Genomic DNA, 14,643 nt, shown 5'->3' with positions numbered 1-14,643 from the left:
TTTATCATACTATTTTGGTTGATCACAGAAAAGAGCCAATAGTAGACTATTGGCTCTCGTTTGATTGAACATATTGCAGCAGATCATCAACACTGACAACACCATCTTGAAATAAATGAGAAATTTCTTCAAAGTTTAGACCTTGTGTATAGTCCGTTGATGGGACCACTTCCTCATTTGTTTGAGCAGCAGGCTCCTCATATGATTGAACTTCTTCTTCCACAGATTCTGTAGATGTATCTACTTGTTGTGTAGCTGTAACAGGTGTTGGTTTCGTAATAGATTGACTGTCGTTGTTGACTAGAATTAAACTAATGACTCCTACCCACACAATCAAAGAAAAAACACCAGCAATTATCATAATGATTTTTTCCATGCTATGCCCCTTCATAAATCCACTGTTCAATTTTCTTTAGTGCTCCTGGTTCTACTGCTTCAACCGCTGCAGCGGCTTGCTCTAATGCAGCCTGATACTCATAGCTTCTAAAAGCAGCTTCAGCTGCACTTAAACCATCTTTCACCGACGGATAACGACTTCTATATCTATTCCCATATTGGATAACCTTTTCTGCCAATCTAACTTGCTCAATAATTTCATTCGTACTTGTGACAAAATGTTCAACAGAACGAATCGCATTTTCTAAATAATGATTAACCACAGAAATATTTAACGGTTTCTCTTGTAGACTTTCTTCTACATTAGCTAAATAACCTGAAGCCTGCTGAATAAGGTCTTGGAACTGTGACGGTAATCCTGGTAGGTTGCTTTGAGCTATCTTTCGCTTAGTCTCTTGTAGGCTCTTTTTCAGCTCCACAATTTTATCTCTTGCTGTTAATTCATCTTGACGTAATGCTTGGAGTTTTTCATTATACAGACGTTGATTTTCTTCAAGCTTTTCTAATTCTTCTCTCAATGTTTGTAGCTCTTTACTAACTAAAGAAAAAGGAATCTCTTTTCCATCAATCATTTCTTGAATGCTATCGAATTTATGAATATGGCTCTTTAACGATAATTCAAAACTGTTGGCCATTTGAAGTTCTTCTTCTTGTAGCATATACCCTTGTTTGACAAAGTCCACTTCTACCTTAATAGACTCGTTCTCACCCTTTAATGAATAAAAGCTTTCTTTTTAATTTTTCTTTGTTTTGAATAAAATAATGGCGTCCGTGAACCTCTTCCTCAAGAAGATCATATAGTTCATTTATTTCATCTTTCGCCTTTTCAACATGCTCATGTACTGCATCAATTTGAAGTTGACCAACTTCCTCCTGCCATTCTATCAAGTTCTTCTCAAGTGATATAATTTTTCCCTCTAGCTCTAAGTGTTCTAGGAAAAATCCTTGGTCTGACATAGAGTAATATCCATCTTTTAATTCTTTTAATTGTTGTGGAAGCTCCTGTTTGCATATTTGAAGCAAGCTTGGAATGGTCTCCATTAACGAAGAGATTTCATCATATTCTTTCATTAAATTTAGAACAATTTCACGTGCTTCTAAATAATCTCCATTATTTGTTTTCTCATCGTACGCTTGAAAATTTGTCTCAATATCGGCTAAACGTTCTTCTAGAAGTACTACAGCAGGTCCAAATTGGTGTCGTTGCGTAAGAAGTTTCTTTTTGCATTCATGAAATCCTACACTTAATTCTTCCATTTCTCTCCTGTTTTGTTCTTCTGAACCGACTAACTCATCTAATTCTTCTTTAATTTTTTCTACTTTATCTTCTGCTTGATTTAAAATTTCTTCAATTGAAGTGAAGATTGCATTCGCTTTATGAAACAGGAAGCGATCAATTCTATTTTCAGCATCAAATAGCATTTCTTCTACTTCAGGAAGCTCAACAGCTACAATATCCTCCCATTGCCTTCTCCATTTTTCAAAAAGCTGTTCAGTTTGCCCTGTCATTTTTAAACTTTTCACTTTTGAAAGCTCATGGAGGATAGATTGATTATTCATCATGTCTACCTTCCAGCTTTCTAACTGGTCTACCTTACGGTAATATTTTTTCTTGAAAAACATGCTGACAAGGAGCAAAATGATACCGACAATTATTATACCTATGAGGAATTCCATAAAAAGCCTCCTGTTCTAATCCACTCGCGCTATATGATAAGCTATACTTGTATATTTATTCTCTTAGTAGGTAGAGATTAAGTAAGAATACTAGATTACTCTCATGTATGATGCAAAACTATATTTTTATTGATAGAAATAATAATACCATGTATCCGACAATTTTTGACGTATGTATTGGAATTTTAATGGGTAATTTTATTTCTAATCTGTGAAATCTGCCTATGCTTAATTATAATATAATCCTATTATATAAAAAGATTGTAACATTAAGCTATTATAACTCGAATATTTTCTAAATAAAATGGAGGCCATGCAAAATGATAAAAAAAGATGGACATATTCATACCCCTTATTGCCCCCATGGAACAGATGACTATTTTTTGAATTATATAGAGAGGGCCATACAGCAGCAGTATTCACATATTAGCTTTACTGAGCATGCTCCTTTACCACATGGTTTTGTCGATCCCACGCCAACACAGGATAGCGGAATGGATAAAGAGTTAATTGAAGACTACTTTAAAGTACTTGATCAATGTAAAAAGAAGTATCAAAATAAGATCACTATTTTAAAGGGGTTTGAAGTAGATTATATTGAAGGGTTCGAAGAAGAAACTGAGAATTTCTTAACTAACTACTCTGATCACATAGAGGATGCTATTTTGTCTGTGCATTTTTTAAAGGTTGGAGAAGAGTATGTTTGTTTAGATTATAGTGAGGATGAATTTAATCGATTGATCTCTCTGACAGGCCATGTGGATCTAGTCTATTCTTTATATTACGAGACGTTACTGAAATCCATCAATGCTGATTTAGGTCCTAATAAACCCAATAGGATTGGTCACATGACCTTAGTTCAAAAGTTTCAAACTTTGTTTCCTCCGTCTCGATCCTTTGAAGATGAGCAACTACATGTGCTCAGAGCCATAAGAGACAGAGGGCTTTCATTAGACTTAAATGGTGCTGGCTTAAGTAAAGAATATTGCAAAGAAACGTATCCTCCCTATCCTTTAGCCAAGATCGCAAAGGATATGGACATTCCTCTAGTTTTTGGCTCTGATGCTCACCATTCGAAGGGAATTGGACAAGGATATGAAACGTTTGCACCTTTACTTACCCAATAGATGCTAACTTCACCATATTTTCTTGAACATGGAGTAAACGATTTACCCATGTTTCAAGTGTCTTATAATATTGGTCGATAAAGAAGGATTCTTGAGGATAGACATTCCAAACCTCACTAACATACTGCTGATTAATAAATGGCATCGTTAGCATAGATTTTAGTTGAATAACCGCATAGGAAACCTGAACAGAAGAGAATACATGCTGGTCCATTCCTGTTTTTAAACAAGCTGTTAATATATATCGCTCCTTCATCAAGTAGGAAGAAAAAATTTCACGAACAATTTGAGAATCGACAGAAACCTCTCTCCATACAAACCTTGCTAGTAAATAATGCTCTCTTTGAAATTCTAAGAGTTCCTTCATAGCTGACTGTAAAACGATGTGAGCGGATTCTGTATCTAACCGTGAATAATGCTGTTCTAAAATTGCAATGTATCCTTCAAAAAATTGTGTTAGGCATTTTTCTAACAATCCTTGTTTATTTTTAAAATAATACGAAATATTCGCCGGGTTCACATTTGCCAGCTTACTTATATCACGTACGGATGTTCCGTCATATCCTTTTGTATGAAAAAGGGTGATTGCTGCATCCATAAGTCTCTCTTTCATAGGTAATTCTTTTTTCATACGTCTTTCCTCCTTTAGCGAATTAGTTGAAGTCTTTCATTATTTATGCTAAAAATTTAGAATAATGTTTTTTCGTATCACTTGCTATTTTCTAGTGATGCTTCTAAAATACCTTTAATTAAATGTCGACATTTTCTATACTCTTTCTGCTAGTTTCTAGAAAGAATCCGTAGATTTTTCACTATTTTATACAGAAATGAGGAGTTATCATGTTTCATGTCGAAAACTATTCTGGTTCTAAAGAACAGAAGTACGAGTTATTAATAAAACAGCTTCGCGCATTATTGGAAGGCGAATCCAATACAATCGCTAATCTTAGTAACGCGTCTGCACTTCTTAATCAATTCTTAGATGAAATTAACTGGGTAGGGTTTTATTTAACGGAAGGACAGGAATTAGTCCTAGGACCTTTTCAGGGTCTACCTGCTTGCGTAAGAATTCCTTATGGGAGAGGTGTTTGCGGAACTTCTGCAAAAGAGGAAAGAACGCTAAGGGTTGCCGATGTTCATGAATTTCCAGGCCATATTGCCTGTGATGCAGCTTCTCAATCAGAGATTGTCATTCCTCTTATTAAGAAAGGGCAAGTGATTGGCGTTTTAGATATTGATAGCCCGATTAAAAATAGATTTGATCAAGAGGATGAAAACATGCTGAATCAATTCACAAAAGCATTGGTTGAGTACTTATAAACGTCAAAAGCTACCCTGAGGATTACTAAGGGTAGCTTTATATTTGTTTAGAGAACGGATTCTAACGAGGAATCCTTCACATATTTATTTTTACCTGTCCTTTTCGCTTCGTAAAGGGCTGTATCCGCTTTATGGAAAAGACTATCTTCCGTATACATAAAGCCTTTTTTCCACGATGAGACCCCTGCAGAGAGCGTTACTTTGGGATTTGTAGCGAGTGGACAATCATTTATAATAGATTCCACATATGGCTCTGCTTCACCAATAGATAAATGAGGGAAATATATCGCTAATTCTTCGCCTCCCCACCTAGCTGCTAATCCTTTTCCTTTGGACGTAGAACTCATTAAGTTGGCTACTTGGACTATCACTTCATCCCCGACCTGATGTCCATAAGTATCATTCACTCGTTTAAAGTTATCAATATCGACTAATACTAAACATCCCTTTTCATCTTCCAACATGGACCTTGAGATAAATTCATCTAAATGATTCCGAGAGTATAGTTTAGTTAAATGATCTGTGATGACCATTTCCTCTAACTTTTCACGTAACATAGAATTGGTTAGTGCTAAGGTAGAATGATGGATAAAAGATTGTAGTAACTTATACATATCAAAAGAAAAGGCATACGGTAAGGATTGCAAAACAATGCAAAAGCCAATGACATCACTATTTTGTACCATAGGAACGGTCATGAGAGAACGATACTCATGTAAATCCTCTCTTTTCCCTTCCATATCCCCAATGAAAAGTGCGTCTTTTTCATTGTTGATTCTAGTTAGTGCAAATTCAATATAGCTCTTTCCTAAATGTGTATGAAAGAATTCAGAGCTACCAGGTAGGATGCTATATGGATGTAACCCTTCGGTAAAAAACACAAATCCAATCTCTGTCGCGTCCATAGATTTTTGAATTTGTCTGTTCAAAAATGTGAGGGTCTCTGACAGTCTCAAATTAGAATTGAGCTTATGAGATGTTTCGTTAATTAATTGAAGGTCTGAAACTAAACGTTTGGATTGCTGGTAGAGTTTCGCATTCTCTAATGCGCTCCCGGCCGTGTAAGCTAATAACTTAATAAATTCCTTATCACCATCAGGAAAATGAAAAGTAGCGTTTGTTGCTACCCTTAAAATCCCATATACACCTTGCTTTCCTTTAAGAGGAGCATATAGATTTTTCAATACTTCATTACACCCTTGTTCAATGGTAATCTCCCCGCTAACAAAAGTTTCCATCGCCGCTTGACTTGCCTGGTCATAATCAAAGTTTTTAATTGGTAAGTCTACATACTCATGAGGATCATTCGCTAAATACAGGAAGTAGGTATAATCTGGAAATACTTTTCTGAGCGTTTGAATCACTTCACTTAACAGAACATCCATATCCATAGAGGAGTGAAATACCTCTGTTACTTTATAGAGTTCTCTGTACCGATCATCCTCTGATAAGGCTCTTTGGACAGCCATTGATTTTTGGAGGAAATATTCAGTTGTCTGTAAGATATCAAGTGTAGACTTTGGATTTCCTTCACTATATTGGTTAGTAAAATTGCAGAATAATATGTAGGATGGGTATTCTGAATCAAGTGAGAAGCAAAATCCTGAAGAATAGTGCTGGATGTTCTCTACAAAATAGTACGGATTATTATTAAATATTCCTTCCACTTCAGCTACAGTTAGTAAATGATCAAGTCGTCCCTCTTCATTATTCGAGGTCATCATCTGACTGTAGCCATAGTCATTTCGTTCATATAGAGCAAATTCATATACTTCATACACAGATGTAAAAATGGAGATCCATTCTTTTATCCATTCTGAGAGTGGGAGATTTTTTTTATCAAGCATACAAATACTATCGAATAACTTCGCTTTATATAGAGAAAGATTATTCAGATTATCCATTCTATTACCACCTACATTCATTCAAGCTTCATATCTCTTACTGGATTAGTTTCCCTTTAAAATTCCCACTTCAACTTCATTTTCGTATACAACTAAGTATGTGTTGGGGCTCTCAAGTAAATGTATTTCGACGGGCACCTTCTTATCTAAAGGTAAACGTATTCCATTTTCTACTAGAGCATATGTATCATGTAATGTAAAAGAGAGCGTCGAAGATTCTTCCATGCTATGAAGATCTGAAGTAGGTATTTCAGTTAAATTATAATCGAAAAGCCTCCAAGTATCTTCAATGTTTGTCCAAAAAAACCGATCCTGTTTATCCAATGAATATTCCTTCACTAAACCGGTATAACGCATAGATTGTATAGATTTAAAGTAATAATCATCTTCTGTCTGAACCTCAAAAAGTGTTAACCGATTGATCTCATCTATTGAATTGGCAAGGATGACGAGCGGCTGTTTTCCGGTTTCTTCCACCCCTTGAACTAGTACCAATGCTTTCGTTTCTTGAGTCGCTATTTGTTCATTATCATCTCGGTCCCAGAGTAATCCAATCACCGTGATTGAAATAAACAAAAGAATTAAAATATATCTAAGTCGTTTTTCCTTTAATGTTTCCGTCACTAGATTCACTCTTTTTTTGTTATTTATAATCATTGTAATCTTAATCTACTTATTAGCATTCCTATATTCACGTTCCATATGAAAAATTATAGCATAGGACCAAATCATTTCATATATAAGTTTTGTTTACTTCTCCTTAAAGATATGAATTCTTCCATTGGGAAGAGTCTATCTGATCATAAGTAATGCGGAGTTCCTCTTGACTATTGAGTAAATTCATCATATAATGGTCGTTGTGTAAAATAATGCAGCCTTTATATGTGCATTGTGAGCGTATTTTATTCCTCTATAATTGAGGTGTATCTCGTAACCCTCTGCTGCTAGGGCGAAGGTACATGAAAATAAAATACACAGAATGAGTTCATATATCTGTTTTTATTTTACAACAAAATAAAAACATTTGAAGGAGGAGTCACACTATGGCTCGTTATACAGGTCCATCTTGGAAATTATCTCGTCGTCTTGGCATTTCATTAAGCGGAACAGGAAAAGAATTAGAAAAGCGTCCTTACGCTCCAGGTCCACACGGTCCTAACCAACGTAAGAAACTTTCTGAATACGGTTTACAATTACAGGAGAAGCAAAAGCTTCGTCACATGTATGGTGTAAATGAGCGCCAATTCCGTAATCTTTTTGATAAAGCTGCAAAAATTCAAGGTAAACACGGTGAGAACTTCATGGTTCTTCTAGAGTGCCGTCTTGATAACGTAGTATACCGTTTAGGTCTTGCTCGTACTCGTCGTCAAGCTCGCCAACTTGTTAACCACGGTCACGTTCTTGTGAATGGTAGCCGCGTAGATATCCCATCTTTCCGCGTACAACCTGGTCAAGTAATCGGAGTTCGTGAAAAGTCTCGCAACCTTGACATCATCAAAGAAGCAATCGAAGTAAATAACTTCGTTCCTGAATACCTTACTTTCGATGCTGACAAATTAGAAGGTACGTTCAACCGTTTACCAGAGCGTTCTGAATTACCTGCTGAAATTAACGAAGCTCTTATCGTTGAGTTCTACTCTCGTTAATAGTAAAAAAACCTGCCTTTGGTCTAGGTTTTTTTTTTATTGATTCATCAACTATGATAATTTTCTCTTGTACCTCTTCCAAAAAATGCATCCCCTCAATATAGATAGAGGAAATAGTATCTAAGGACGGAAAAAGCCATGTCCGACTTTGTATCGGCTCTCCATTTTCACTTTGTGAAAGTTCATGACCAACCGTGGTTTGAATTTCAGCTTGCTTACCATCTTCATCTAACACAAAAACCCCATCAAGCATAACGTTAGGCTCCGTTTCGACACGTACTTCAACAACTTCATTGTCATCTTGAATGGAGGTGATCCCTAATGTTTTCCTTTTTCCTAACTCAATAGTTGTTTGATTGGACAATGGAAAGCTCTCATTAATTGAGTGATACCCTACAAACTTTTGTATGACTAACTCGAGAGAATTCAAGTTCTCTGGTAACGCATCAAATCGTAACTCAAATTGATCGCCTAATAATCCTGAAGATACACTTGATCCTGTCATCAAGACTTCTTCCCCATTAGCTATCAAGATTGTATCTGAAAATAATGAATCTACTCGGTCGCCATTTTCAACGTTTAATGAGCCCTTAATTATTGTTTGCATAGGCGTTGCTTTCATTGAGCTAAACGTTAAAGAACCTTTATCAACCTCTACTTCTTGATCTATACGAATGTTCACTTGTTCTTTCATGGCTTCTTGCATTTTATATGGAAACGTGACGGATTTTGACTCCGTTCCTTTATCTGACTCAGAAGAATAATGAATCGTTAACTTTTTCGCGAAAGGATTCACTCCATCGAATGTATACGTACCTATCAACCGATTACCTTCTTCCTTCCATTCTGCAACCCCACTTGAAACCGTTGAATTGGTAAGAAATCCAGAAACGTATTTTGGATGGAAGTAATCTAAATTTTCTTTTACCCTCTTAGAATTTTCTAGAGAGTAAAATACTACGAACTGATTAGCATCTGACATCACACCATGAATGGATAATATCGTACCATCCGCTAAGTTGACTTGTTTTCCAACTTCTTGCCCTTCTCCCTGCTCATTTAATTTCTGGATATTCTCTGATGTAATGGAATCAAATTCAAACAAACTTTTCCCGTAAAAAGCAAGCACAGGAAAGTTGTAACCAGCTACTAGTAAAAAGACTACTGCCATAATCGCTATACTTGTGTACTTCAATGGTTGAACCTTACTTTTACGTATAGGTACTGAATGTAATCTTGTTTGAAGTCTCTGATCGAAATCGGAGGGTGCTTTAACTGAAGCAAGCTTTGCTTTTGCCTCTTTTAACCATACCTGTTCCTTATTCATTCCATTCTCTCCTTTCAAGGTAGTTTCTCATCTTCCCTAATCCAGTATGAACTCTCGATTTTACGGTTCCTTCTGGCACATTGGTCATTCGAGCAATTGTATGAGTATCAAAATCATGAATGTATTTTAATAGAATGGCTTCTTTTTGCTCTTCGCTTATTTGGCTAAGAGCATTGTTTAAATCAATTAAACTCTCCACACGTAAAAATTGGTGGAACGAGGTTGACCCGTTCTCCACTCTCCTCTCCATATCATCTAGTGGAATGACTTTCTTTTGGTTCCGTAAATTGGCTTTACACCTATTTACTAGAATTGTTTTGCTCCAACTATAAAATGATTCCTCTTTCTTGAGAGAATTAATTTTTTCATAGAGTATAACAATCATATCTTCAAGCGCGTCCATTGCATCGCTTTCATTTCCTAGATAGGAATAGGAAAGTCGATAATAGCTATCTTGTTCATTTGAGATTAACTCAAGCAAAGCAAGTTTATCACCTTTTTTCGTCTTTTTTTACCAACCTCTCTATGGACATCTTTTCACCCCTCTTTCTACTATGAGTCGCTAAGCCCATCATTCGTTCATTTTCATTTTAAAATCCTTGAAATTCTTCTGATAACGTAAAAAGGCGTCTGATAAAACCAGACGCCTTTCTATTAGTTGTATCGAACTAAGAAATATTTTTCTTTCCTCTTCGTAAATCGTAAATTTCCCACCTACTTTATCTTCTTCTGATAAACTATAGGCTAAATCTGTTTGGCGCTCCCCATTTACATACACAGCTCCATTTGAAATGTCTTCTCTTGCTTGACGTTTTGAAGGAGATAGCTTGGTTTCAACTAGTAATTCAATTAGCTGCACATCTTCCGCTTTAGACACTTCGATAGAAGGTACATCTTTAAAGCCCTGCTCAATTTCAGACGCCGTTAATTCTTTCACATCTCCGCTAAATAGTGCTTGCGTAATTTTTTGTGCTTGAGCGAGTGCCGCTTCCCCATGAATTAGTCGGGTCATTTCTTCTGCTAACGCTTTTTGAGCTTTACGTAGATGTGGCTCTGTTTCAACAGCAGCTGCTAGGCTTTCAATATCCTCTTGTGTTAAGAACGTGAAGAATTTTAAGTACTTTACAACATCCGCATCCGCCGTGTTGATCCAGAACTGGTAAAATTCATATGGTGTTGTTTTTTCTGGATCTAACCAGATGGCACCACTCTCTGTTTTACCAAATTTTGTACCGTCTGCTTTAGTGACGAGAGGAATGGTTAACCCAAATGCTTTTGCTCCCTCCTCCTGATGCTTTCGAATCACTTCAAGTCCAGTCGTGATGTTCCCCCACTGGTCACTTCCACCAATCTGTAGCTTACAATTGTAATGTTCATAAAGGTGATTAAAGTCTAAGGCTTGTAAAATCGTGTACGTGAATTCTGTAAATGAAATCCCTGAGTCTAGGCGTGAGGCAATTGTGTCTTTCGCTAGCATGTAGTTGACACCAACGTATTTACCGAAATCACGTAAGAACGTAACAACATCCATTGTTCCCAACCAGTCATAGTTGTTCACCATCTTGGCACGATTTTCTCCTTCGAAAGCAAAAATACTTTCTAACTGAGCTTTAAGTCTTGAAACATTGTATTGTACCTGTTCAATTGTTTGTAACTGTCTTTCTTCTTTTTTCCACTAGGGTCTCCAATTAATCCAGTAGCCCCACCAACTAATACGATAGGAGTATGTCCGGCATTTTGAAACCTTCTTAACGTTAAGAAAGGTAGAAGATGACCAATGTGCATGCTATCACCTGTTGGATCTACTCCACAGTACAACGCAATTTTTTCTGTATGCAACACATTGCTCAGACCTTCTTCATCTGTTTGTTGATAAAGTATCCCTCTCCATTCAAGTTCCTTTAATATATCCATTTACTTTTCCTCCTTTACATAATAAAACGCCCCTGCAATATGCAGGGACGTTTTTTAAGACGCGGTACCACCCAAGCTTAAGAATAGTGATCTATTCTCATCTTTACTAAGATAACGGAATTAACCGATGATTCCTAATGTAAAAGGTTCAGAATCATTGCTCATGGAGGTAATTCACGTTCATGTTTATACTAGTTCCCACCAGCCACTAGCTCTCTTTAATAGGGACATGCTCGCTACTTATTCCATTCGTCGCTTTTGTTATTGTAAGTGTATAGATGATTTTTAACATATTACTGCTTGTTTTGTCAAATACAATATGGAAATCTTATGAAATTTTATTTGCAGACATGAATTTATGCTATAATATAGTAGATTTTAGGGGGATTGATTGAATGAATACAAAATGGAACCAATTAAAAAGAATTTCTTCAACCCGTACTTTCTTTTTTCAACAATAGAAAACTTCATAAGTCTTTAAGAATTTCAGCGGGAGTATTTTGGAATTTAACTTTAATTACCGTTATTACACTTGTTTTAGTATCAGCATTTGCTGGCGGTGTTGGAGCAGGATATTTTGCTTCCCTTGTTAAAGACGAGAAAGTAAGATCCTATGAGAGTATGAAAAAGGATATCTATAATTATGAAGAAACATCGGAGCTTTATTTTGCTAATAATGTATTTCTTGGTGAAATGCAAGCAGATATCCTTCGCGAAGAGATTTCAATTAACGATGTCTCAGAACATTTAAAGCAAGCCTTAATTGCAACAGAGGATGAATACTTTGAAGTACATGATGGTGTCGTGCCTAAGGCGGTACTTCGTGCTGTATTCCAAGAATTCACGAACTCAGCAGTACAATCTGGTGGTAGTACGCTTACCCAGCAATTAATTAAAAACCAAATCTTAACGAATGAGGTCTCTTTTGAGCGAAAAGCGAAAGAAATGATATTAGCTCTTCGTTTAGAGCGTTTTTTTGAGAAAGAAGAAATTTTAGAAGCGTACTTAAATGTAGCCACCTTCGGCCGAAATTCCTCGGGAAATAATGTAGCTGGTGTTCAAGCAGCAGCACAAGGGATTTTTGGTGTAGACGCAAAAGACCTATCTATCCCACAAGCTGCCTTTATTGCTGGACTTCCTCAAGCACCATTTGCCTACACGCCTTTTACGAACCAAGGTGTAGTCAAATCGGATGAAGGTCTAGCAGATGGAATGAATCGAATGAAAACCGTCTTAACAAGAATGTTTGAAGAAGGTTATTTAACAGAAGAAGAATTTAACTCTGCGATCAATTACAATATTAAAGATGACTTTATTTCAAGTAAGGAAGATCCTAAAGATGAATATCCTTATTTAACTCAAGAGCTTGAAAATAGAGCAAAAGAAATTATTATGTATATGCTAGCGGAGAAAGACGGTATAACAAAAGCGGATTTAGAAGCAAGCTCTGAACTTTATTCTAAATATTACACATTAGCTGATCGTGATATGCGTCAAAGTGGATATGAGATTCATTCAACTATCCATAAGGAAATGTATGACGCTATGCAGGTTGCAAAAGATGAATATGAAAATTACGGAGAAACTTATACAAGAACTAAAACGGATGAAGAGACAGGTGAAGAAGTTCAAGTACAACAGCCTGTTCAAACCGGTGCCCTCCTTATAGAAAATAAGACAGGTAAAATTTTGAGCTTTGTTGGTGGACGTGATTTTGAACTTGAAAATATTAACCACGCCACACAAACGACTAGACAAAATGGATCAACTATGAAGCCTCTTCTAGTCTATGCACCTGCACTTGAGTATGGTGTTATTGGCACAAAGTCGCCTGTCATCGATGCTAACTTTACGTATAATATACCTGGACAAGACCCTTATACTCCAGGAAACTATGGAAACAATATCAAAGGAATCATGCCAGCTGATAAAGCGTTAGCTTATTCATATAACACACCTGCGGTTTGGTTACATTCAAAAATTATAAATCGCGAACCAATTAAGTACTTAGAGAAAATGGGCTTTACTAGTCTAGTAAAAGGAGATTACGGTGCCCTTTCTCTTGCCTTAGGTGGTTTAACTGAAGGTGTAACCTTAGAAGAAAACGTGAATGCCTACACAACGTTTGCTAATGGTGGTCAATTCATTGATGCCTATATGATTGATAAGATTCTAGATAAAGATGGCAATGTGGTGTACGAACACAAAATTGAAGCACAAGAAGTATTTTCACCACAAACCGCCTACTTAACGATTGATATGATGAGAGATGTAGTAGAATATGGGACTGGTAGTCGCATCAATTCATTATTACAATTTTCTAGCGATTTTGCAGGAAAATCAGGAACAAGTCAGAATTATCGTGACGCCTGGTTTGTCGCAGCAAATCCGAACATTACATTTGGGACGTGGATTGGATATGATGACAATACCTCACTTGAGCCAAGTGCATATGAGAATTATAGTACTCGTAATTTAAAGCTATGGAGTAAGCTATTGAATTCTGCTTATAACGTAGATAAAGAGTTAATTGATCCTTCCACTCGCTTTGAAATGCCAGGTGGAATTGTCTCAAGATCGTTCTGTAGTATTTCCGGTAAAATTCCTTCTGACGCATGCTCTGAAGCTGGTCTTGTTGAAACTGGGTTATTTAATGCACAATACGTGCCTACAGAAGTTGACGATAGTTTAATCAAGAGCCGGTATGTACTTATTAATGATAAGAAGTATTTAGCTCTTCCTTCAACTCCTGAAGAATTCTCTTATCCTGGCGTTATCTTAAATCCTGATTTCATTAAAGAGATTATGCAAGGAGCAAGTGCTGATCCAAGAGAGCTGTTTCCAGATAATAACGAGAAATATAAAAATATTCTTGTGGCGGAAAATAAAATTGAAGACGATGGTAGTATCCCAAATAAGGTGAATGTAACAGCAAAGAATACAGCTATTACGTGGACACCTTCGTCGAGTGGGGATGTAATAGGCTACAGAGTATACTCTGTAAAAGATGGAAAACGAGCAAAAGTAGCTATTAAAAAGTCTGATGAAAGCTTCTCTGTTGCTGCTGGTAATGGGGAATACATCGTTGTTGCAGTTGATGTAGCAGGTAACGAATCACCGGCATCTAATGTAGTTAGAGTGGGAGAACCTCCTAAAGAAAACCCTGAGAAACCTGACAAGCCAAAAGATGACAAAAAAGATCCACCAAAAGAAGATAAACCGGATCCTAAACCAGAAGAACCACCAGCAGAGCCTGAAGAACCAGAAACTCCTCCTGTAGAGCCTGAAGAACCAGAGGATCCAGAAGAATAAGCAAAAGAATCCGATTCAGT

General features: G+C 36.6%; 12 protein-coding genes, 1 pseudogene and 1 other annotated feature. Of the genes and pseudogenes, 4 read left to right on the top strand and 9 right to left on the bottom strand.

Annotated features, from left to right (window positions below):
* Positions 1-46: 46 nt before the first annotated feature.
* The 3 genes from M44_RS13020 to M44_RS29035 are packed head-to-tail and all read right to left on the bottom strand — an operon-like array spanning position 47 to position 2,073.
* Positions 47-376, bottom strand: a complete 330-nt coding sequence (locus M44_RS13020) for a hypothetical protein (RefSeq protein ID WP_010174293.1) — start codon at positions 374-376, stop codon at positions 47-49.
* A gap of 1 nt (position 377) precedes the next feature.
* Positions 378-1,079 carry a septation ring formation regulator EzrA gene (locus M44_RS29040; RefSeq protein WP_050770988.1) on the bottom strand — a complete coding sequence of 234 codons (702 nt, stop codon included), beginning with the start codon at positions 1,077-1,079 and terminating at the stop codon, positions 378-380.
* A gap of 22 nt (positions 1,080-1,101) precedes the next feature.
* Positions 1,102-2,073: a septation ring formation regulator EzrA gene (locus M44_RS29035; RefSeq protein ID WP_050770987.1), complete on the bottom strand. Its 972-nt coding sequence runs from the start codon at positions 2,071-2,073 to the stop codon at positions 1,102-1,104.
* Between the two features lie 320 nt (positions 2,074-2,393).
* Here M44_RS29035 and hisJ point away from each other — a divergent pair, with 320 nt between their 5' ends.
* Positions 2,394-3,200, top strand: a complete 807-nt coding sequence (gene hisJ / locus M44_RS13010) for a histidinol-phosphatase HisJ (RefSeq protein ID WP_010174291.1) — start codon at positions 2,394-2,396, stop codon at positions 3,198-3,200.
* Here hisJ and refZ read toward each other — a convergent pair.
* The gene (refZ, locus tag M44_RS13005) at positions 3,190-3,831 is read right to left on the bottom strand and encodes a forespore capture DNA-binding protein RefZ (RefSeq protein WP_010174289.1); all 642 of its coding nucleotides are present in this window, start codon (positions 3,829-3,831) and stop codon (positions 3,190-3,192) included. The genes hisJ and refZ overlap by 11 nt on opposite strands.
* 209 nt (positions 3,832-4,040) lie before the next feature.
* Here refZ and M44_RS13000 point away from each other — a divergent pair, with 209 nt between their 5' ends.
* Positions 4,041-4,520, top strand: a complete 480-nt coding sequence (locus M44_RS13000; protein ID WP_010174287.1) for a GAF domain-containing protein — start codon at positions 4,041-4,043, stop codon at positions 4,518-4,520.
* A gap of 47 nt (positions 4,521-4,567) precedes the next feature.
* Here the strand turns inward: M44_RS13000 and M44_RS12995 are convergent, their stop codons facing one another.
* Both M44_RS12995 and M44_RS12990 read right to left on the bottom strand, forming a co-directional pair.
* Entirely contained in the window at positions 4,568-6,424 is a 1,857-nt protein-coding gene (locus M44_RS12995; RefSeq protein WP_010174286.1) for a sensor domain-containing diguanylate cyclase, read from the bottom strand.
* Positions 6,425-6,469: 45 nt separating this feature from the next.
* A complete protein-coding gene (locus M44_RS12990; RefSeq protein ID WP_029326879.1) occupies positions 6,470-7,048 on the bottom strand; it encodes a hypothetical protein in 579 nt (192 codons plus the stop codon).
* Between the two features lie 419 nt (positions 7,049-7,467).
* Here M44_RS12990 and rpsD point away from each other — a divergent pair, with 419 nt between their 5' ends.
* On the top strand, positions 7,468-8,070 hold the full coding sequence (gene rpsD, locus M44_RS12985) for a 30S ribosomal protein S4 (protein WP_010174283.1): 603 nt from the start codon (positions 7,468-7,470) through the stop codon (positions 8,068-8,070).
* On the opposite strand, the gene M44_RS12980 is transcribed toward rpsD, so the two are convergent.
* From M44_RS12980 to tyrS, 3 genes and pseudogenes are all read right to left on the bottom strand, one after another.
* The gene (locus M44_RS12980; RefSeq protein WP_010174281.1) at positions 8,045-9,397 is read right to left on the bottom strand and encodes a DUF4179 domain-containing protein; all 1,353 of its coding nucleotides are present in this window, start codon (positions 9,395-9,397) and stop codon (positions 8,045-8,047) included. The two genes, rpsD and M44_RS12980, sit on opposite strands and share 26 nt — an antisense overlap.
* Positions 9,390-9,878, bottom strand: a complete 489-nt coding sequence (locus M44_RS23115) for a sigma-70 family RNA polymerase sigma factor (RefSeq protein ID WP_010174279.1) — start codon at positions 9,876-9,878, stop codon at positions 9,390-9,392. Before M44_RS23115 ends, M44_RS12980 begins: the two co-directional genes overlap by 8 nt.
* A gap of 173 nt (positions 9,879-10,051) precedes the next feature.
* A pseudogene (gene tyrS / locus M44_RS23110) lies at positions 10,052-11,311 on the bottom strand (tyrosine--tRNA ligase).
* Between the two features lie 40 nt (positions 11,312-11,351).
* Positions 11,352-11,573, bottom strand: a binding site (T-box leader).
* Between the two features lie 359 nt (positions 11,574-11,932).
* Here tyrS and M44_RS23105 point away from each other — a divergent pair.
* Positions 11,933-14,623, top strand: coding sequence for a transglycosylase domain-containing protein (locus M44_RS23105; protein WP_010174273.1), 2,691 nt, complete (start codon positions 11,933-11,935; stop codon positions 14,621-14,623).
* Positions 14,624-14,643 lie beyond the last annotated feature (20 nt).

The sequence above is a fragment of the Bacillus coahuilensis m4-4 genome (assembly GCF_000171615.1).
GTDB classification, from domain to species: Bacteria; Bacillota; Bacilli; order Bacillales; family Bacillaceae_K; genus Bacillus_T; species Bacillus_T coahuilensis.
This window is presented reverse-complemented; position numbering and strand designations above follow the sequence as displayed.